Raw genomic sequence first — 19,457 nt, forward strand, 5'->3', positions numbered from 1 at the left:
TCACCGTCCCTGGACCGCGGCCTCGCGGGCCCGGGTGAGCGCGTCGAGCTGGCCGAGCACGTCGAGCGCCAACGCGTAGGCAGTGCCCGGGCGTTGGTCGAGCAGGTCGCGGGCGCGGCGCAGCTTGACCTCGATGTTCCGCAGTTGCATCCCGTGCCGTCCGTCGTCGGAGGGGGCGGCCTCCATCTGTTCGTTGCCCAGCAGGTGGGCGGCCTCGCTGAGCAACGCCCCGGCCAGCTCGGTCAGTTCGGCGCTGCGGACGGGAGGCTGCCGGTACATCTCGTGGACCTGCACCATCACCTCGGCGACGCGCTCGGTGATGTTCCAGGACACCGGCACATGGCGGGTGACGATCTCCGCGCCGGGGTAGGCGGCGTGGACGTTGTCCCACAGGCCGGTGCCCTCGCCCTCCCGGATGCGGCGCCGCCACATGTGGCCGAAGGCGTCCTCGGCGAGGCTGAGCAGCCGGTCGTGCGAGGCGAGGTTGCGCGAGAGGGTGCGCAGCTGGATGGTGCGCTTCAGCAGCTGCGCCGAGAAGTCGTGCAGGGACCAGGTCATGGGGGCGCCGAGTTGTTCGCCGCCCTGCAGGGGCAGTTTGACGCCCGCGTTGTGCAGTTCGAAGACCTTGGGGTCGTCGCGTGTCATCCGGCTGGTGATGCGGCCGCGTTCGGCGAGGCGCTCCATGACGGTGACGGTGCGGGCGAGGTCGTCGTCGGTGGCCCGGCGCCGCATCAGGTCGTGGACGAGGATCGCGGCGACGGAGAGGGAGAAGTACTCGGACTCCAGTTCCTGTCCCGTCGTACGCCAGGGAATGTCCTCCAGCGGCCAGCGGTCGGGGTCGAAGCGGGCGATGCCGGACCAGTACTGCTGGGTCAGCTCCCAGCGCAGCCGGAGCGCCTCGGCGAGCTTCTGCTGCTCGGCGTTGAGCAGGCCCAGGGTGAGGGTGCGCTCGGAGAACAGGTCCTGGATGCCGTCGAGGGCGACCACGGTGAAGTACAGGTACGGCACCGCGCGGGCCACGCCCTGGGGCTGCGGCCCGATGGGCTCGTCGGTGTCGACCTCGGGCGCGTCCTTGACGAGGCTCCACGCCCAGCCGCACTCGAAGTACTGGTTCTCGTCCTTCAGGCCCTCCTTGACGTCGATGCCGAGGGACAGGCTCTCGACGATCGCGGCGCGCAGGGCCCGGAAGCGGGTCTGGTACATGGTCAGCACCTGACGCTGCGACAGCCGTCCCTGGCCGAGGAGTTCGGTGAGGTTGCGGCCCTGGTCGGAGTCGGTGTCGAAGGCGTTGACGGTGAAGGAGCGCAGCAGGCCCACCATGGCGGCGGTGAGCCGGTTGCCGGTGGCCGCGCGCAGTTCGGCGATGGTCTCCTGGATGTCGGTGCGTCTGGTCCTGGTCTCGTAGACCTTCAGGAAGCCGAGGGTGGCCAGGCAGAGGGTGATCGACATGGAGAACGAGTCGACGACGTCGAGCCGGCGCTGTTCCTCGGTGAGCTCCTGGGACTTGTCCCCGGAGCCGAAGTAGTAACCCCCGGCGAACGTGGGCCTCTTGTCCTCGCCGGTGTGCGTGCGCATGAACTCGGAGGCGGCCCTGACCAGGTTGGCCGGGAGGTCGAGCCGGCCGCCGCCGCGCCTGAGGGCCTGGTGGACGTCCGGCTGCGTGGTGTCGGGGTCGTCCAGCCGGAACTCCGGGATCTCGGTGGCCGGGTACAGCAGGCAGAGCAGCCGCTCCGCGTCGGCCACGCTGCTCTTCCCGCCCCAGTCGCCCCAGGCCCACTGCCCCTGTTCGAAGGAGTGGCGGCCGATGGCCTGCCAGATGTCCAGCAGATGCTGGCGTGGCTTGATCTGCATCCCATGCCCCTCACACAGACCGCACTGCCGTCACTTGAGGAATGTCCCTCTTCTGTTGTGAAGATCCGCAGTGTCGAAGAACCACTGATCAGACGGCCGGAATTTCCGCGTCCGTATTCTTTCGCCAGCCGTGAGCCAGGATCATTCCCGAATATCCGTCCCGCACACCTGGCTCGGCCTTCAACCGCTGCACCTCGAAGTGCCCGGCGAATGGTGCGAGGCTGCGCCGGACCTCGGTTTCCCCCACGTCGCAGGCCGGGAAGAAATGATCGCCGACGTGGTAGCCCTGCGAGTGCTCCATGAAGGCGGCGGCGAAGGGGGCGCCGGGGGCGAGGGCGCCCATGAAGCGCGCGACGCCCAGGGCGAACTCCCGGGGGTCGGCGGTCATCGACTCGGCGACGAAGAACATGGTCCCGACCGACCAGCGCGCCCCGAAGCGCTCCAGGTCGAAGATGCTGCCCTGCTCGACCTTGGCGACCTTACGGAACCGCTCGCGGGGCTCGAAGTCCGCGCGAGCGTACGCCTCGTGCTCGCACAGGGCGTCCCAGAACGGGTCCCAGCCGGCGTCGTAGGAGTCGGTCTGACTCTCGAGATACCGCACGTTGCCCGGGGAGCGCTCGAAGAGGGTGACCTCGTCGGCCCAGGGCATCATGGAGAACGCGGGATAAAGATTGGCACCGGCGCCCACGTCGATGCCGTATACCGGCCCGAGGCCCTGCTTCCGGAAATGACCGCCGAAATGTTCCCGAAGAATATTCAGGATCTCCGCGTCCTCTGCCTGTAAGTCGCGGTAGTTGTGATCAACGTAGGCGATCGGGTCGAATGAATCCCAGGGCGCGTCGGCATTCTGCACCTGGACATCCCCCGACGATCTCAAGGTCATTTGACCACGGTACCAGTCCTGGGAATTACCGTCATGTCCTTCGGTGACGCGGGGCGCACCGGGGGCGCATGGTGGCGAATGCATTCATGCGACCTGATCCGGCCTTGAACGGCCGGATTGTCCCGCTCAAGATGGTCGGAACTCCGCCGAACACTCCGGAAAGACGGACAGACAGGCGTCTCGCCCGTACCACCCGTACGGGTGTCAACCCACCCTTGACTCCCATCCCGCAGGGGGGCGGCATGACGGCTCTTCCAGAGAAACGTTTACCTTCCATGGTCGGCCGGGCGGACCGGCCGCTGACGCTCAGAGGCGTCGTCGAGGCCGACCTTCCCGAGCTCCACCGCCTGGACCGGGAAGCCTTCCCCGAGGAGCCGTACCACTACTTCGAACTGCGCCAGGCCTACGACGTCCACGCCGACCGCTTCCTCGTCCTCGACGACGGCGAGAGCCTGCACGGCTACGTCCTGTTCGTCACCACCTCCGACGGCTATGTGAACTGGATCAAGAGCCTCGCCATCACCCACGACCTGCGCGGGCGCGGGCTGGGCCGCCGGCTGATGCTGGAGGTGCTGCGCCGGCTGCGCGCCGAGGGCGTCCACCAGGTCCGGCTGACGGTCGAACCGACCAACGCTGCCGCGATCACGCTGTACCGCTCGCTCGGCTTCGACGTCGAGGGAGGCGTCCACAAGCACTACTTCGGGCCCGGGGAGGACCGGCTGATCATGATGCTGGGGTTGTGAACGGGGGTCCGTGAGGCGGGGGTTCGCGACCCGGGGCGGTCGCGTGTCAGGGGGAGACCAGTCCCGCCTCGTACGCCAGGATCACCAGCTGCACCCGGTCCCGGGCGTCCAGCTTGGCCAGGAGCCGGGTCAGGTACGTCTTCGCGGTGGCGACGCTGATGCACAGCTCGGCGGCTATCTCCGCGTTGGACAGCCCGCTGCCGACGAGGACGAGGACCTCGCGTTCGCGGTCGGTGATGCCCGTCAACTCGCGTCGGTGACCGCGCTGTTCGGGCCGGGCGGCGAAGTCGTGGATCAGGCGGCGGGTCACGCTCGGGGCGATCAGCGCGTCGCCCGCCGCCACCACCCGGACCGCGCCGATGATGTCGTCGAGGGCCATGTCCTTGACGAGGAAGCCGGACGCGCCGGCGCGCAGGGCGCCGTACACGTAGGCGTCGTCGTCGAAGGTCGTCAGGACGACCACGCGTACGTCGCCCTGCGTGCCGGTGATGCGGCGGGTGGCCTCGATGCCGTCCATGCCCGGCATGCGGACGTCCATCACCACGACGTCCGGGGCGAGTTCACCGGCCAGGCCGACCGCCTCCTCCCCGGTGGCCGCCTCGCCGACGACCTCCACGTCCGCCAGGTCGGCCATGACCATGCTCAGCGCGGTCCGGATGAGTTCCTGGTCGTCGACCAGGAGGACCCGGACGGGCGGTGCGGACGCCTGCGCCGTCATCGCACACCCGCCGGCAACGGGAGCCGGGCGGCCACGCGGAAGCCGCCCTCGGCGCGTGGCGCGGCCGTGAACTCGCCGTGCAGCAGGGCGACTCGCTCGCGCATGCCGACCAGGCCGAAGCCGGTGTCGGTCGAACTGCCCCGGCCCAGGCCGTCGTCGGTGATCTCCACGGCGAGTTCCCGCTCGTCGCGGAAGTCGACGGTGACCCGGCACGCGCGGGTGCCGGCGTGCCGTACGACGTTGGTGACCGACTCCTGGATGATCCGGAACGCCGACAGGTCGATGTCGGGCGGCAGCGGGCAGGGCTCGCCCAGCCGGCACACCTCCACCCGGACGCCCGCCGCGGTCGTCGTGGCCGCCAGTCGCTCCACGTCCGCCAGGCCCGCCAGGCCCGCCGGGACGGTGTCCGGGTCCGTTCCGGGGTCGGCGGCCCGCAGGGCGACCAGCATCCGGCGCAGTCCGGCGAGCGTCCGGCGGCCCTCGTTCTCCACTGCCCGCATCGCCGTCAGGGCGGCCTCGGGGTGCGCGGTCGCCACCCGGGCGGCCGCGCCCGCCTGCAGGGCGATGATGCCGATGCTGTGGGCGACCGTGTCGTGCATCTCCCGTGCGATGCGCAGGCGTTCGGCGGTGACCGCCTGGGCGGCCTGCTCGGCGCCGAGGCGCCGGGCGTGCGCGCGGGACTCGTGCGCGGAGTTGCCCAGCAGCCAGGCGATCACGGTGACCAGGGCGACGGCCAGTTCGGCGGAGGTGCCGGCGGCCCAGCCGCGCAGTATCCGTACGGCGAGGTAGAGGATCAGGGTGCCGACCGCCATGGCCAGCGCGACGAGCCCGGTGCGCCGCGGATGGGCGGCCGCGACGAAGTACAGCGCCACCATGGTGGTGAGGTACTGCGCCATCGGCAGCTCGCCGACGCCCAGGGTGGACGTCTCGAAGATCCCGGCGAGGATCGTCAGGGTGACGGCGAGCAACGGCCTGCGGTGCAGCAGCCGGCCGCCCTGGACGGCCAGCGCGGTCGACAGGGCCAGGAACGTCAGCCCGTCCCAGCGGTAGAGCTGGGCCGCCGGCCACTGCCAGGGCTCCGTCTCGCCGGGCAGCCGGAAGGTCGTCAGCAGGGTGAACAGCGTGCTCGCGCACCACACGAGCGCGGTCCACGCGGCCGGTGAGACGCGTTTGACCAGGGGCGGCGGAGGCGGGGCTGCGGGCATGACGCGATCGTAGGGCGGGGCGCGGGGGCCGGTCATCGGCCCGTGGACGTACAACCGGGGTCGACAGGCCGCCGCCAGGAGTGTCGGCTCCCGCCCGATGCCCGGCGCCCGCCGTCCGCGGGACCGTGGTCCCATGATCGAAGTCGAGCAGCTCACCAAGCGCTACGGCCCCACGACCGCCGTACGAGAACTGTCCTTCACCGTCCGCCCCGGCCATGTCACCGGCTTCCTCGGCCCGAACGGCGCGGGCAAGACCACGACGCTGCGAATGCTGCTGGGGCTCGTCGAGCCGACCGCGGGCACCGCCACGATCGGCGGCCATGTCTTCCGCGACCACCCGCGCGGGCTGCGCCACGTCGGCGTCCTCCTCGACGCGCACGACGTGCACGGCGGCCGCAGCGCGCGGGCGCATCTGCACGCACTCGCCCGCGGCAACCGCATCCCGCGGCGGCGGGTGGAGGAGGTGCTCGCGGAGGTCGGCCTGACCGGGGCGGCGGCCGGGCGCCGCATCGGCACCTACTCCCTGGGGATGAGGCAGCGGCTCGGCATCGCGGCCGCGCTGCTCGGCGACCCGCCGGTGCTGATGTTCGACGAACCGCTCAACGGGCTCGACCCGGAGGGCGTGCTGTGGGTGCGGGGGCTGTTCCGGCGGCTCGCCCACGAGGGGCGGACCGTGTTCGTCTCCAGTCACCTGATGTCCGAGATGGAGCACACCGCCGACGAGATCGTCGTCATCGGCCGGGGAAAGCTGATCGCCGCCGAGTCCCTGGCCGCGTTCGCCGCACGCGGGACGGCGCCGACCGTGACGGTGCGGTCGCCGGACTCGGGCGCCCTGGCCGCCGTACTGGCGAAGGAGGGCGCGGTGGTGGAGCGGCACGGCGACGACACCCTGAAGGTGCAGGGGGCCGGAGCCGTCCGGGTGGGCGAGCTGGCCTACGAACACCGGCTTCTGCTGTGGGAGTTGACGACACAGTCCGCCTCGCTGGAGACGGCCTTCATGGAACTGACCGCCGACAGCGTCGAGTACGCGGCAGGAGAGACCCGATGACGACCGCCCTCGCCGTTCCGCCCGCCCGCTTCACCGACCTGCTGGCCGCCGAGTGGATCAAACTCCGTTCGCTGCGCTCCACTTACTGGGCCCTCGGCTCCAGCGCGCTGGCGCTGGTCGCCTTCAACGCGAACGCGGCCCGCGCCGACTACACCAACTATCCGCACTACAACGAGCCGATCCACCGCGACTTCGTGTACTGGGCGCTGCGGGACGCCTTCACCCAGGGTGCCGCGCTGATGCTGGTGCTGGCGGCGGCGAGCATCGGCGCGATCGCGGTCGTCGGTGAGTACGCGACGGGCCTGATCCGTACGACGTTCACCGCCGTGCCCGACCGGCGGGCACTGATGACGGCCAAGGTGGCCGTGGTGACGGCGGTGATGACGGTGTACGGCGCCGTCGTCGCGGGCGCCTCCTACGCGGTCACGCAGGCGATCCTCGACGGCCGCGGCCAGGGCGTGCCGATCGGCCACCCCGGCGCCTGGCGGGTGGTCGCCGCCTCGGCGCTGCTGGCGCCGGTGAGCGCCCTGGTGGGGATGGGGGTGGGGGCGGTGGTCCGGCACAGCGCGACGACGATGGTGCTGACCACGGTCGTGCTGCTGCTCCTGCCGTCCTTCGTCACCGAGCGCTATCACTGGACGGCGTGCGTCAAGAACGCCCTGCCCTTCAACGCCTGGGTCCGGCTGGTGGACGTCGGGTACGGCACCCATCCCTTCACGATCGCCCGCAGGTACCCCACGACCGTGGGCGGCTCCTGGGTGGTGTTCGCGGTGTGGGCGGGGGTCGCGGCGGTGCTGGCGGTGGTGGTCGTGGACCGGCGGGACGTCTGAGGAACCCGCGGGCGGTGCCGAGGCAAACCCCCCTGAGCACTGGGGCGTTGACCGGATGGGACGCGGGCGGTGTAGACGACGCCGCGGTGGCGCAGGCCGTGGTGTCCTCCGGCCGCGGCAGGGCGACTCGCGGCGGTGACCGTGACGGCCGCCGCCGCCGCGAGGAACCGGGCCCGGCTGATGCCCTTCGTCTTGTCCATGCCCCCACTGTGGCGAGGACGGCCGCGCGCCGCCGTCCGCCGATGGTCCACGGCCGGGCAACCATGGGAGGACCCACGGCGTCGCTCACTGCAGAGATCGTCGACGAGCCCCGAGCGAAGGAGAGCAAGATCCCAGCCCGACGCACCCTCCTCATGGCCGGAACCGCCACCGTCACCGCCCTCCTGACGAACGCCCCCGCCCACGCCGCCACCGGACCCCTGACCGAGCTGGAGCGGGAACACGGCGCCCGACTGGGCGTCTTCGCGCACCACCTGCGCACCCGGCGGACCCTCGCCCACCGCGCCGACGAGCGCTTCCCGATCTGTTCCGTGTTCAAGACCCTGGCCGCCGCGGCCGTCCTGCGCGACCTGGACCGGCACGGCGAGGTGCTGTCGCGCCGCATCCACTACACGCGCGACGACCTCGTGGACGGCGCCCCCGTCACCGGCACGGACGAGCATCTGGCGCACGGCATGACGATCGCCGAGCTGTGCGACGCGGCCGTCCGCTACAGCGACAACTCCGCCGGCAACTTCCTGCTGCGCGAGCTGGGCGGCCCCACGGCAATCACCCGCTTCGCCCGCTCGCTCGGCGACCCGGTCACCCGCCTGGACCGCTGGGAGCCGGAGCTCAACTCGGCCGAGCCGGGCCGTCGCACGGACACCACCAGCCCGCGCGCGATCGGCCGCACCAACGCCCGGCTGCTGCTCGGCGACGCCCTGAACCCGTCCGACCGGGCCCTGCTCACGCACTGGCTGCTGAACAACACGACCGGCGGCACCCGCATCCGCGCCGGGGTGCCCGGGACCTGGGCGGTCGCGGAGAAGACGGGCTCCGGCTCCTACGGCACCACCAACGACGTGGGCGTGGCCTGGACCGCGGACGGCGACCCGATCGTGCTGGCCGTCCTGTCCACCAAGCCGGATCGGGACGCCGCCTGGGACAGCACCCTGATCGCCTCGGCGGCCGGCGTGGTGGCGGACGTCCTCAGCTAGCGAAGCCACGTACGTACCGCTTCTGCCACGGCGTCTCCACCGCGCGCCGGTCGTAGTGACGCCGTACGAAGTCCACGGCCTCCTCGGCCGGTACGCCGTCCAGCACCGCCAGACAGGCCAGCGCCGTGCCGGTGCGGCCGCGGCCACCCCCGCAGGCCACCTCGACCCGCTCGTCCGCTGCCCGCTCCCACGCCTCCGCCAGGGCGGCGCGGGCGGCCGGGCGGTCGGCGGGCAGGCGGAAGTCCGGCCAGCGCAGCCAGGTGAACTCCCAGGGGACGGGCGGCGGGCGGCGGCCGAGGAGGTAGAGGCCGTACGAGGGGGCGGGCGCCGCGGGGTCGAGGGGGTGCCGCAGGCCGCGGCCGCGGACCAGCCGGCCCGACGGCAGCCGCAGCACACCGGGATCGGTCGGTCGCCAGGTGTCCGTCATCGGGTCAGGGTACGGGCCTCGATGCCCCGGAAGTGGTGCTCCATGGCCCGCTGGGCGCCCGCGGCGTCGCGTGCGCGCAGGGCCGTCACGATGTCCCGGTGCCGGCGCACCGTCACCTCCGGCCGTGGGTCCTCCCGCCAGCCGCGGGCCGCGGCGACCCTGCGGAAGACGGTCCAGAAGGCGCCGAGGAGCTGGGGCACGAGCGGGTTGCCGAGCGGGGCGTAGAGCAACTCATGGAACCGGCGGTCGAGTTCGGGGAAGGGTCGGCCGGCCCGGGCCGCCTTCTCCATCCGGGACACGACCGCCTCCAGCGCGTCCAGCTCCGCCTCGTCGGCCGTGCCCGCGATACGCCGGATCAGCCCCTCCTCCAGCACCTCCCGGACCTGGAGGATCTCGGCGAGGGCGCCGGTGTCGTCGTCGTGCCGGGCGAGGGTGCGGAAGGTGAGCCCGTCGACGAGCGGGGTGAGGGAGGCCTCGCCGACGTAGGTGCCGTAGCCGTGCCGGATCTCGACGATGTCGAGGGCCTGCAGGGCCTTGAGGGCCTCGCGCACTGAGTTGCGGCTGACGCCGAGGACCTCCATCAGCTCGGCCTCAGTCGGCAGCGGGGCGCCGGGGCGCAGCCTGCGATCGAGGATGAGCTGCACGACCGCGCGCCGGATGCGGCTGTTGCCGGACTCCGTGTTCCTGGGCTGCGCGGGCATGCGCCGCATGGTACGCGCGCCGGACGTCCCACGTCCCATGTCCGCCGTCGACGTGCGTCAACTCCCGCCATTCCACACCGCCATTGGTGCGACCTCTGGCGACTGCGCCATTCGTGTGCGAGCCCTTGACCGCCTCCTGGGCCGCTCCTAGGGTCGCGGCTGACGAACCGGACGTAGGACGTCGTATCTCCGGGCCGTCGAGGGAACTTTCCCCGGATCTCTCCGCTGGAGGAACCGTGCATCGCCGGACCTTCCTGAAGCACACCGGCGCGCTGGGTGCGGCCGCCGCCGTCTCCGCGTCGCTGTCGGCCTGCTCCTCCGGGCCCCAGTCCACCAACGACACCGGCGGCGGAAGCGGCAAGGACCGCACGCTGACCGCCGTCATCGGCTACGGCAACGACGGCTCCTGGGACCCCACCCAGACCGCGTCCGCCTTCTGCATGGCAGCCAACCACCACATCTACGAGGGCCTCCTCGACACCGACCCCATCACCCGCGAGCCGTACGCGGCACTGGCCACCGAGATCCCGAAGGACGCGAACGCCACGTCGTGGAGGTTCACGCTGCGGGCCGGGGCGAAGTTCCACGACGGCAGGCCGGTCACCGCCGACGACGTCGTGTTCGTCTTCGACCGCATCCTCGACCCGAAGACGCAGACCCTCGCCAAGGGCTTCTTCGCGAGCTGGCTGAAGGAGGTCCGCAGGATCGACGACCGGACCGTCGAGCTGGTGCTCAAGTTCCCCTTCCCGGACGGGCTGTCCCGGCTGACCCTGGCGAAGATCATGCCGAAGCACGTCTTCTCCAAGCCGGGCGCCTGGGACAAAGCCACCGCGGGGCTCGCCATCGGCTCGGGGCCCTACCGGCAGACCGCCCACCACCCGAAGTCCAACACCACCTTCGCCGCGTATCCCGGCTACAACGGCCCGCGCAGGCCGGCGTTCGCGAGGATGAACTGGCTGACCATCGTGGACGCGGCCCCGCGCGTCGCCCGGATCTCCGGCGCCGGCGCGGGCGCGCAGATCTCCGACAACATCCCGTACGCCAACATCAAGCAGTTGGAGGGCGGCGGGCTGACGGTCGCGGGCGGCGCCGGGATGAACAACCTGTTCCTGATGTTCAACACCGCGCACAAGCCCTTCGACGACGTGCGGGTGCGCCAGGCCCTGCACTACGCGATCGACACCGGCAAGATGGTCGAGGTGGCGCTCAAGGGCCACGGCAAGCCCTCGACGTCGTTCCTGAACGAGCGCAACCCCGCCTACCGGCGGGCGAAGACCGTCTACGACCACGACCCGGAGAAGGCGAAGGCCCTGCTCAAGGCGGCGGGCGTGCACGGACTGCACATCAACATCATCGCCGTGAACGTCAGTTGGATCGTGGACTGCCTGCCCACCATCAAGGCGTCCTGGGACGCCATCGGCGTGCGGACCACCCTGGACCCGCAGGAGACGACCGCCGTCTTCACCAAGATGGACCAGAAGCAGGACTACCAGGTCGTCGCCGCCGCCTCGAACCCCAACCAGTTCGGCCTCGACGCCGACCTGATCATGCACTACAACTACGGCCCCACCAACCTCTGGATGGGCTACACCCGTTGGGCCCACCACGCCGTCGCCAGGCAACTCTTCCGGGACATGGACCGGGCCACCCGGGAGCCGGACCCGGCGAAGAAGAAGACGATGATCCAGGACTACATCGACACCGTCGCCGAACAGGCCGTGCTCTACCCGATCGTGCACAACGAGCTGATGACGGCCTGGGACCCGAAGAAGCTCACCGGCATAAGGGCACAGCCGTATCCGGGCATCAACCTGCTGCGGGCGAAATGGGCCTGACCCGGTGATCGCCGTCCTGCGCATCCTGCTGCGCCGCGTCGCCCTCCTCGTGCCGCTGATGCTCGGCATCGTGCTCTTCGTGTTCCTGGTGATGCGCTTCTCGGACGTCGACCCGGCCTCCGCGTTCTTCCAGGGCGCCAACCCCACCCCGCGGCAACTGCACGACTTCCGCGAGCGCAACGGCCTGCTCGACCCGCTGCCCGTCCGCTACGTCCACTTCGTCGGCGACCTGCTCCACGGCGACCTGGGCACCAGCGCCCTGACCCGCGCCCCGGTCGTCGACCAGGTCACCACCGCGCTGCCCCTGACCCTCCAGCTCACCTTCCTGGGCCTGGGCATCGCGGTCGTCCTGAGCCTGCTCGGCGGAGTGACGGCCGCGATCCACCGGGACCGGCTGCCCGACCAGATCATCCGTGTCGTCTCCCTCACCGGCGTCGCCGCCCCCGGCTTCTGGCTGGCCCTGCTGATGATCCAGTACCTGGCCGTCGACCAGGGCTGGTTCCCGACCGGCGGCTACATCAACCCCGCCGACTCCCTCACCGGCTGGCTGAAGACGATGACCCTGCCGGCGCTGGCCCTGTCCCTGCCGGTCGCGGCGCAACTCACCCGCGTCGTAAGGACGTCGGTCGTGGAGGAACTCGACAAGGACTACGTCCGCACGGCGATCGGCAGCGGGCTGCCGCCGCGGGTCGTCGTGGGCCGCAACGTCCTGCGCAACGCCCTCATCAACCCGCTCACCGTGCTGGGCCTGCGGGTCGGCTATCTGCTCGGCGGCGCGGTCGTCATCGAGACGATCTTCTCGCTGCCCGGCATGGGCAAGCTGATGATCGACGCCGTGAAGAACGGCGACCCGGCCGTCGTCCAGGGCGTCGTCCTGACCACCGCGACCGGCTTCGTCGTCGTCAACCTCGTCATCGACGTGCTGTACCTGCTGGTCAACCCGCGACTGAGGGAAGCCACCTGATGTTCACGCGCGCACGGCTCACCGAGGTCCTCGCCCGCCCCGGCGTCCGCCTGCGCGGCCTGCGCCGGCTGCCCCCGCTGTCCAAGGCCGCCCTGTGCTTCCTGACGGTGGTGGTCCTGGTGGCGGTGCTCGCCCCGCTGATCGCGCCGCACGACCCGCTCGACCAGCAGGAGCCCGTCGGCGGCACCGGCCACCCTTCCGCCGCGCACTGGATGGGCCAGGACAGCCTCGGCCGGGACATCCTCAGCCGGCTGATGTACGGGGCCCGCTGGTCGCTCGCGATCGGCCTCGGGGCGACGGCGCTCGCGCTGGTCGTCGGCGCGCTCATCGGCGCCGTGGCCGCGACCTCCCGCAAGGCCGTCGACGAGACGCTCATGCGCTGCCTGGACGTCGTGATGGCGTTTCCCGGCATCGCGCTGGCCGCCGTGCTGGTGGCCGTGTTCGGCGGCGGCATCACGGTGCTGATCTGCGCGATCGCGTTCCTGTTCACCCCGCCCGTGGCGCGCGTCGTGCGGGCCAACGTCCTCGACCAGTACGGCGAGGACTACGTGACGGCGGAACGGGTCATCGGCGCCCGCACCCCGCACATCGTGCTCCGGCACGTGGCCGTCAACTGCGCCGCCCCGGTACTGGTGTTCTGCACCGTGCAGGTCGCCGAGGCCATCGTCTTCGAGGCGTCGCTGTCCTTCATCGGGGCGGGGGTGCGACCGCCCGACCCGTCGTGGGGCAGCGTCATCGCCGACGGCAAGAACATGGTGCTGACGGGGGGCTGGTGGGCCACGGTCTTCCCCGGGCTGCTGATGCTGGTGACCGTGCTGTCGCTGAACATCCTCTCCGAGGGGGTGTCGGACGCGTGGGCCTCGCCGGCCGGGCGGGAAGTGGGGTTGGGGTCCGACGAGGACCAGTCGGAGGCGCCGGAGGCTGGGAGCGGGAAGGTGTTGGCGCTGCCGGGACTGGTGGAGGCGGCGGCGCGGTTGCGGGCGCGCGCGGGAGGGGGTGCCGCGAGGGGTGGCTCGACGGGTGCGGCGGCGGGTGGGCTTGTCCCGCAGTTCCCCGCGCCCCTTCAGGACGCGGTCCTGAGCGTCGAGAGCCTTGCCATCGGGTTTGCGGGGCGCCACGGCGGTGTCGACATCGTCGACGGGATCTCCTTCGAGGTGGGTGCCGGCGAAGTTCTCGGGCTGGTGGGTGAGTCGGGGTGTGGGAAGTCGCTCACCGTGCTGACGGTGATGGGGTTGCAGCCCCGTGGGGCGCGCGTCAGTGGCCAGGTCCGTTTCGGCGGGCGGGAGTTGCTGTCCGAGTCACCCCGTGCCCGGCGCCGTCTCCTCGGGCATGAGATGGCGATGATCTACCAGGACGCGTTGTCCTCGCTCAACCCCGCGATGACCGTCCGCGCGCAGCTGAAGCAGGTCGTACGGCGGGGTGGCCGCCGTACGCCCGAGGAGCTGCTGACGATGGTCGGTCTCGATCCCGCCCGGACGCTGCGGAGTTATCCGCACGAGCTGTCCGGCGGGCAGCGGCAGCGGGTGCTGATCGCCATGGCCCTGTCCCGGGACCCGAAGCTGATCGTGGCCGACGAGCCGACGACCGCGCTGGACGTCACCGTCCAGGCGCAGGTGATGGAACTGCTGCTGCGTCTGCGCGGGGAGCTGGGCTTCGCGCTGATCCTCGTCTCGCACGACCTGGCGCTGGTGGCCGACGTCACCGACCGGGTGGCGGTGATGTACGGCGGGCAGATCGTGGAGACGGGTGTGACCGCCGACCTGGTGGAGGCGCCGGCCCACCACTACACGCGCGGTCTGCTCGGCAGTGTGCTGTCGCTGGAGTCGGCGGCCGCCCGCATGACGCAGATCAGGGGTGTCGTCCCCTCCCCCGGCGACTTCCCGGCAGGCTGCCGCTTCGCCGACCGCTGCCCACCGGCCACGGACGTGTGCCGCACGACGGCGCCCGCCCTGCTGGGCACCCCCACCCATACGGCGGCCTGTCACCATCCGGCGGTCGCCCTCACGGCATCGGAGCCGGAGGCCGTGCAGTGAACGCGATCGTCGAACTGTCCGACGCGCACGTCGTGCACAAGGCCCGCAGCGGCGGCCTGTTCACCAGGGACCGGGTGTACGCCCTGACCGGCGCCGACCTCGCCGTCGCGTCCGGTGAGACGGTGGGCGTGGTCGGCGAGTCCGGCTGCGGCAAGTCGACCCTGGCGCGGGTGCTGGTCGGCATCCAGCGCCCGACCGCCGGCACGGTGTCCTTCCAGTGCCGTGACCTGTGGTCGATGCGCGCCGCCGAGCGCCGCACGGCCGTCGGCGGCACCATGGGGATGATCTTCCAGGACCCGTCGACGGCCCTGAACCGCCGGCTGCCGGTGCGGCGCATCCTGCGCGACCCGCTCGACGTGCACGACCGGGGCAGCCATGCCGAACGCGAGGGGCGGGTGCGGGAGTTGATGGGCCTGGTCGGACTTCCTCGCGCACTGGCCGACGCGCTGCCCGGCCAACTGTCCGGCGGCCAGCGCCAACGGGTGGCGATCGCACGGGCGCTGGCGCTGGACCCCGCGCTGGTGGTGGCGGACGAGCCGACGAGCGCGCTGGACGTGTCGGTGCGCGCCCAGATCCTGAACCTGCTGCTGGATCTGAAGGAACGCCTGGGCCTGGCCTTGGTGTTCGTCTCGCACGACATCCAGACGGTACGGCGGATGAGCGACCGGGTGATCACCATGTACCTGGGCCGGATCGTCGAGGAGTCGCCGGCCGCCGAGGTCACCGACCGGGCCCGGCACCCGTACACGCGGGCCCTGTTCTCGGCGACCCCCGGCCTGCTCGACCCCGTCGAACCCATCCCGCTGACCGGTCCGGTCCCGTCGGCGACGCACCCGCCCAGCGGCTGCCCGTTCCGGACGCGCTGCTGGAAGGCGGACGACGTGTGCGCGTCCCGCATGCCGGACTTCTCGGCCGCGTCGGCGCCGGGGCACCGCTTCCGCTGCCACCATCCTGTGCGGGAGGACGCCTCGACCCGCGACCTCGTACGGCAGAACCATCCCAGGGAGCCCTGAATGACCTTGCCCGCCCCGCTCACCGGTGTCGTCCCGCCCGTCTGCACGCCCCTGACGCCGGACCGCGAGGTGGACGTCCCCTCCCTGCTCAGGCTGGTCGACCATCTGGTCGGCGCCGGGGTGGACGCGCTGTTCGTGCTGGGCTCGACGTCGGAGGTGGCGTTTCTGCGCGACGCGCAGCGCAGGCTGGTGGTGGAGTCGGTGACCGGCCATGTGGGGGGCCGGCTGCCGGTGCTGGCCGGGGTGGTGGACATGGCGACGCCGAGGGTGCTGGACCATGTGGCGGCGGTGACGGCGGCCGGCGCGGACGCGGTGGTGGTGACGGCGCCCTTCTACGCGCGGACCCACCCGGCGGAGATCGCCCGCCACTTCCGCCTGGTCGCGGCCGCCTCGCCGGTCCCGGTGATCGCGTACGACATCCCCATGGCCGTCCACACGAAGCTTCCCGCCGACGTGGTCCTGGACCTGGCCGCCGAGGGCGTCCTTGCGGGACTGAAGGACTCCAGCGGTGATCTCGCGGCCTTCCGCGAGGTCGTCACCGGTGCCCTCACCCGCCCCGGCATCACCGGCTTCAGCGTGCTGACCGGCTCCGAGCTGATCGTCGACGCAGCGCTCGCGCTCGGCGCCGACGGCGCCGTCCCCGGCCTCGCCAACGTCGACCCGGACGGCTACGTCCGCCTCGACCGGCTGTGCCGCGCGGGCGACCTGGAGGCGGCGCGGGCCGAACAGGAGCGGCTGTGCGCCCTGTTCGGCCTGGTGTCCGCCGGGGACCCGGCGCGGATGGGCGGCGGCTCGTCGGCGCTGGGGGCGTTCAAGGCGGCGCTGCACCTGCGCGGGGTGATCGACTGCCCGGTGACCGCCGACCCGCAGATCCCGCTGTCACAGCAGGAGGTGCGGCGGGTCGGCGAGTACCTCGCGGCGGCGGGCCTGCTCTAGAGCCCGTCGGCGGGCAGCCGCCGGAACTCGATCGTCTCGTAGGGGCCGGAGACGCCCGTCTCGTACAGGAGTCCCACCGTCCCGCGGTCCACCGGCACCAGGTCCGAGTAGGCGGCGGGCCGCTGGGAGAGCGTCAGGGCCCTGGTGAAGGTCGCCCCGGCGTCCGTGCTGCGCCACACCGTCATCGCCCGCCGGGCCGTCGGCACGGACGGGCCGGAGAACAGCAAGGGGGCCTTCGCGCCGTGCGGCCGGAGCACGCTGCCCTGGACGACGGGGACGTCGTCCAGGGTGGGCTGGACGGCGTACGGCCTCTCCAGGGTGCGGCCGCCGTCGGCGGAGTAGGCGTCCAGGCGGTTGCCGGGGCTCGTGCCGTTCTGGTCGCGGGCGCTGAAGTACAGCCTGCCGTCGGGGAGTTCGGCGGCGCTCGACTCGTTGGGGTCGACCCGGCCGTGGTGGGCGCCGTCCACGAAGCCGATGTTCCAGGTGGTGCCGCCGTCGTCGCTGTAGAGGGCGTGGCCGCCGTAGTACCTGGCCTCCTGGCCGGTGTCGGTGGAGCCGGCGGGCGGGGCCGTGGAGTGGTCGGCGGGGATCACCAGGCGTCCGGCCTGCGGGCCGCGGGTCAGGGCGACGGCGTGGCCGGGGCCGGTCGCGTACCACCGCCAGTCCGGCCGCTTCACCTGCGCGGTGATGTCCCGCGGCGCCGAGAAGACGCGTCCGTCGTCGAGGCCGCGCTGCACGAACACCCGCCGGCTCTGCTCCGGTGGGGCCTCCCCGCGCATGATCTGCGCCTCGGTGACGGCGCCGCTGTTGAACGAGGTGACGAGGACGATCGCGCCGGTGCGCGGGTCGACGACGGGGGCCGGGTTGCCGCGGGTGTCGCCGTCCCCGGCGGCCACCACCCGCAGCGGGCCCCAGGTGCAGCCGCCGTCGGCCGAGCGTCTGAGGACGACGTCGATGTCGCCGGAGTCGCCGGCGCCGTCGTGGCGGCCCTCGGCGAAGGCGAGGACCGTGCCCCGGGGCGTGGTGACGGCCGCCGGGATGCGGTAGGTGGCGTAACCGCCCTCGCCGGAGGTGTACGGGACGGAGGAGGTGCAGCCGGGCGCGGCGGAGGCGTGCGTCGTCGGGGTGAGCGGGGCGAGGAGGGCGAGGGTGACGAGGAGGGTGCGGCGCAGGAGGGTCACGGCCCCATGGTTCCCGGAGCGACCAGTCCGGACTCGTAGGCCACGATCACCAGTTGTGCCCGGTCCCGGGCTCCCAGCTTGCCCATGATGCGGCTGACGTGCGTCTTCGCGGTCAGCGGACTCAGGTTGAGGGATTCACCCACCTCGGTGTTGTTCAGGCCGCGGGCGACCAGCGTGAGCACCTCCCGCTCCCGCTCCGACAGGCACTCCGGTCCGCCCGCCACCGGCACGGAGGGGCTGCGCAGGAACCGTTCGATGAGCCGTGCCGTCGGCCCCGGCGACAGCAGGGCCTCCCCCGCGGCCACCGTGCGGATGGCGTCCAGCAGTTCGGCCGGCCGGGTGTCCTTCACCAGGAACCCCGAGGCCCCGGCCCGCAGCGCCTCCACGATGTTCTCGTCGGTGTCGTAGGTGGTCAGGACCAGCACCTTCACCGCGGCGAGGTCCTCGTCGGCCGCGATCAGCCGGGTCGCCTCGATGCCGTCCAGGTCGGGCATGCGGACGTCCATCACCACCAGGTCGGGGCGCTCGCCGCGGGCCAGCTCCACGGCCTCCCGGCCGGTGCCCGCCTGGCCCACGACCGCCATGTCCCGCGCCGACTCGACGAGCATCGCGAACGCGGCTCGCACCAGGGTCTGGTCGTCGGCCAGCAGTACGCGGATGGTCATCCGTCCTTCTCCCCCGTCGTCGTCAGCGGCAGTACGGCGCTCACCTGGAAGCCGCCCGTGTCCCGTGGCCCGGCGTCGAGTGTGCCACCGACGCTGCGGGCCCTCTCCCGCATGCCGACCAGCCCGAAGCCGGGCGCGGTGCCGGGGGTCGGCCCGGTGCCGTCGTCGGCGACGGTGAGGCGCAGGGCGCCGTCCGCCTCGTACAGCTCGACCCGTACGGCGGGTTCGGGCCCGGCGTGCCGGACGGCGTTCGTCAGCGCCTCCTGCACGATCCGGTAGGCGGCGGCGCCCACGGCGGGCGGGGCCTGCTCCACCCGGACCGTCGGCTCCACCCGGGCGCCCGCGAGCCGGGCGGCCTCCACCAGGTCGGGCAGGCCGTCGAGGCCGGGCAGCGGGCCGCGGCCGTCGGGGCAGTCGGCCTCGCGGAGGACCTCCAGCGTGCCCCGCAACTCGCCGCGCGCCGACCGGCAGGTCTCCGCGATGTCGTCCAGGGCCTTCGCGACCGTCTCCCGGTCCAGCCGTTCGGGGTCGGCGGCCAGGACGTGCGCGGCGACGGAGGTCTGGACGCCGATGAGGGTGATGCTGTGGGCCAGCAGGTCGTGCAGGTCGCGGGCGATGCGCAGGCGTTCCTCGGCGACCCGGCGGCGGGCCTCCTCCTCGCGGGTGCGTTCGGCGCGCTCGGCGCGTTCGACGATCGCGGCCACGTACTGGCGGTAGTAGCGGACGTCCATGCCGCAGAAGAGGACCGCGATGACCCAGCCGGAGATCCGCAGGATCTCCACCGCGCCGGCCGGGTTGCTGAAGAGGTTGACCAGCACGGACGCGCTCAGGACGGTGGCGCCGACGCCGAGGGTGCGGCGTACCGTGCCGGTCGCCGCGACCGTGTAGAGCGCCACCACGGTCGCGGGCGTCGGGGCCACGTGGTTGTTGTCGAGGGCGTGGTAGGCGGCCAGCAGTGTCAGGACCGTCGTGGCGACGAGCAGCGGGCGGCGCCGCCGCCACACCAGCGGCACGTGGGCGGCGAGCAGCAGCGTCCAGCCGAGCGCGTCGGGGCGGCGGGCCGGGTCGGTGCCCAGCGCCAGGCACACGGCGCCCGCGGCGAGCACGGCCGCGAGGATCGCGTCGTTGCGGGTGCCGTGCGGGGCCGTGCGCGGGTCGCGGTTGATGACCGCCATGACGCGCTCGCCCCGGCGCTGCCGTGTCGCCGTCGTGTGTTCCACGGGGTTCA

The 19,457-nt window shown here is 72.3% G+C and carries 18 protein-coding genes; 9 read left to right on the top strand and 9 right to left on the bottom strand.

Translation table 11 applies throughout. The features are described from left to right. The gene (locus LN251_RS07270; protein ID WP_458243660.1) at window positions 1-1,851 is read right to left on the bottom strand and encodes an SCO2524 family protein; all 1,851 of its coding nucleotides are present in this window, start codon (window positions 1,849-1,851) and stop codon (window positions 1-3) included. 88 nt (window positions 1,852-1,939) lie between these two features. Then, window positions 1,940-2,734: an SCO2525 family SAM-dependent methyltransferase gene (locus LN251_RS07275; RefSeq protein ID WP_458243661.1), complete on the bottom strand. Its 795-nt coding sequence runs from the start codon at window positions 2,732-2,734 to the stop codon at window positions 1,940-1,942. A 242-nt stretch (window positions 2,735-2,976) separates the two neighbouring features. On the opposite strand from LN251_RS07275, the gene LN251_RS07280 reads away from it, so the two are divergent. Beyond that, complete coding sequence (locus tag LN251_RS07280) at window positions 2,977-3,477, top strand: GNAT family N-acetyltransferase (RefSeq protein ID WP_458243662.1); 501 nt, start codon at window positions 2,977-2,979, stop codon at window positions 3,475-3,477. A 46-nt stretch (window positions 3,478-3,523) separates the two neighbouring features. On the opposite strand, the gene LN251_RS07285 is transcribed toward LN251_RS07280, so the two are convergent. Then, complete coding sequence (locus LN251_RS07285) at window positions 3,524-4,195, bottom strand: response regulator (RefSeq protein ID WP_458243663.1); 672 nt, start codon at window positions 4,193-4,195, stop codon at window positions 3,524-3,526. Further along, window positions 4,192-5,400 carry a sensor histidine kinase gene (locus LN251_RS07290; protein WP_458243664.1) on the bottom strand — a complete coding sequence of 403 codons (1,209 nt, stop codon included), beginning with the start codon at window positions 5,398-5,400 and terminating at the stop codon, window positions 4,192-4,194. The genes LN251_RS07285 and LN251_RS07290 overlap by 4 nt, the downstream gene beginning before the upstream one ends. Window positions 5,401-5,533: 133 nt before the next feature. Here LN251_RS07290 and LN251_RS07295 point away from each other — a divergent pair, with 133 nt between their 5' ends. From LN251_RS07295 to bla, 3 genes are all read left to right on the top strand, one after another. Then, window positions 5,534-6,448, top strand: coding sequence for an ABC transporter ATP-binding protein (locus tag LN251_RS07295; protein WP_458243665.1), 915 nt, complete (start codon window positions 5,534-5,536; stop codon window positions 6,446-6,448). After that, window positions 6,445-7,278, top strand: coding sequence for an ABC transporter permease (locus tag LN251_RS07300; protein ID WP_458243666.1), 834 nt, complete (start codon window positions 6,445-6,447; stop codon window positions 7,276-7,278). Before LN251_RS07295 ends, LN251_RS07300 begins: the two co-directional genes overlap by 4 nt. Window positions 7,279-7,631: 353 nt before the next feature. Then, window positions 7,632-8,474 (top strand): class A beta-lactamase, encoded by an 843-nt coding sequence (bla, locus tag LN251_RS07305; RefSeq protein ID WP_458243667.1) that lies wholly within the window; start codon window positions 7,632-7,634, stop codon window positions 8,472-8,474. Here bla and LN251_RS07310 read toward each other — a convergent pair. After that, window positions 8,467-8,901 carry a phosphatase domain-containing protein gene (locus LN251_RS07310; RefSeq protein WP_458243668.1) on the bottom strand — a complete coding sequence of 145 codons (435 nt, stop codon included), beginning with the start codon at window positions 8,899-8,901 and terminating at the stop codon, window positions 8,467-8,469. The two genes, bla and LN251_RS07310, sit on opposite strands and share 8 nt — an antisense overlap. Then, window positions 8,898-9,611 (bottom strand): FadR/GntR family transcriptional regulator, encoded by a 714-nt coding sequence (locus LN251_RS07315; RefSeq protein WP_458243669.1) that lies wholly within the window; start codon window positions 9,609-9,611, stop codon window positions 8,898-8,900. The genes LN251_RS07310 and LN251_RS07315 overlap by 4 nt, the downstream gene beginning before the upstream one ends. Window positions 9,612-9,838: 227 nt before the next feature. On the opposite strand from LN251_RS07315, the gene LN251_RS07320 reads away from it, so the two are divergent. From LN251_RS07320 to LN251_RS07340, 5 genes are read left to right on the top strand one after another with little or no spacing between them, the layout of a single operon-like run. Further along, window positions 9,839-11,437 carry an ABC transporter substrate-binding protein gene (locus LN251_RS07320; protein WP_458243670.1) on the top strand — a complete coding sequence of 533 codons (1,599 nt, stop codon included), beginning with the start codon at window positions 9,839-9,841 and terminating at the stop codon, window positions 11,435-11,437. 4 nt (window positions 11,438-11,441) lie between these two features. Continuing rightward, window positions 11,442-12,401, top strand: a complete 960-nt coding sequence (locus LN251_RS07325) for an ABC transporter permease (RefSeq protein ID WP_142151862.1) — start codon at window positions 11,442-11,444, stop codon at window positions 12,399-12,401. Further along, window positions 12,401-14,434, top strand: a complete 2,034-nt coding sequence (locus LN251_RS07330) for a dipeptide/oligopeptide/nickel ABC transporter permease/ATP-binding protein (RefSeq protein WP_458243671.1) — start codon at window positions 12,401-12,403, stop codon at window positions 14,432-14,434. The genes LN251_RS07325 and LN251_RS07330 overlap by 1 nt, the downstream gene beginning before the upstream one ends. After that, the gene (locus LN251_RS07335) at window positions 14,431-15,447 is read left to right on the top strand and encodes an oligopeptide/dipeptide ABC transporter ATP-binding protein (RefSeq protein WP_458243672.1); all 1,017 of its coding nucleotides are present in this window, start codon (window positions 14,431-14,433) and stop codon (window positions 15,445-15,447) included. The genes LN251_RS07330 and LN251_RS07335 overlap by 4 nt, the downstream gene beginning before the upstream one ends. After that, window positions 15,448-16,383 carry a dihydrodipicolinate synthase family protein gene (locus LN251_RS07340; RefSeq protein ID WP_458243673.1) on the top strand — a complete coding sequence of 312 codons (936 nt, stop codon included), beginning with the start codon at window positions 15,448-15,450 and terminating at the stop codon, window positions 16,381-16,383. Here the strand turns inward: LN251_RS07340 and LN251_RS07345 are convergent. The 3 genes from LN251_RS07345 to LN251_RS07355 are packed head-to-tail and all read right to left on the bottom strand — an operon-like array spanning window position 16,380 to window position 19,404. After that, on the bottom strand, window positions 16,380-17,564 hold the full coding sequence (locus LN251_RS07345) for a sialidase family protein (RefSeq protein ID WP_458243674.1): 1,185 nt from the start codon (window positions 17,562-17,564) through the stop codon (window positions 16,380-16,382). The genes LN251_RS07340 and LN251_RS07345 overlap by 4 nt on opposite strands. Continuing rightward, complete coding sequence (locus LN251_RS07350; protein WP_458243675.1) at window positions 17,561-18,229, bottom strand: response regulator transcription factor; 669 nt, start codon at window positions 18,227-18,229, stop codon at window positions 17,561-17,563. Before LN251_RS07350 ends, LN251_RS07345 begins: the two co-directional genes overlap by 4 nt. After that, on the bottom strand, window positions 18,226-19,404 hold the full coding sequence (locus LN251_RS07355; RefSeq protein WP_458244147.1) for a sensor histidine kinase: 1,179 nt from the start codon (window positions 19,402-19,404) through the stop codon (window positions 18,226-18,228). The genes LN251_RS07350 and LN251_RS07355 overlap by 4 nt, the downstream gene beginning before the upstream one ends. Between the last annotated feature and the right edge of the window lie 53 nt (window positions 19,405-19,457).

The organism is Streptomyces sp. MAI_2237 (assembly GCF_054189285.1).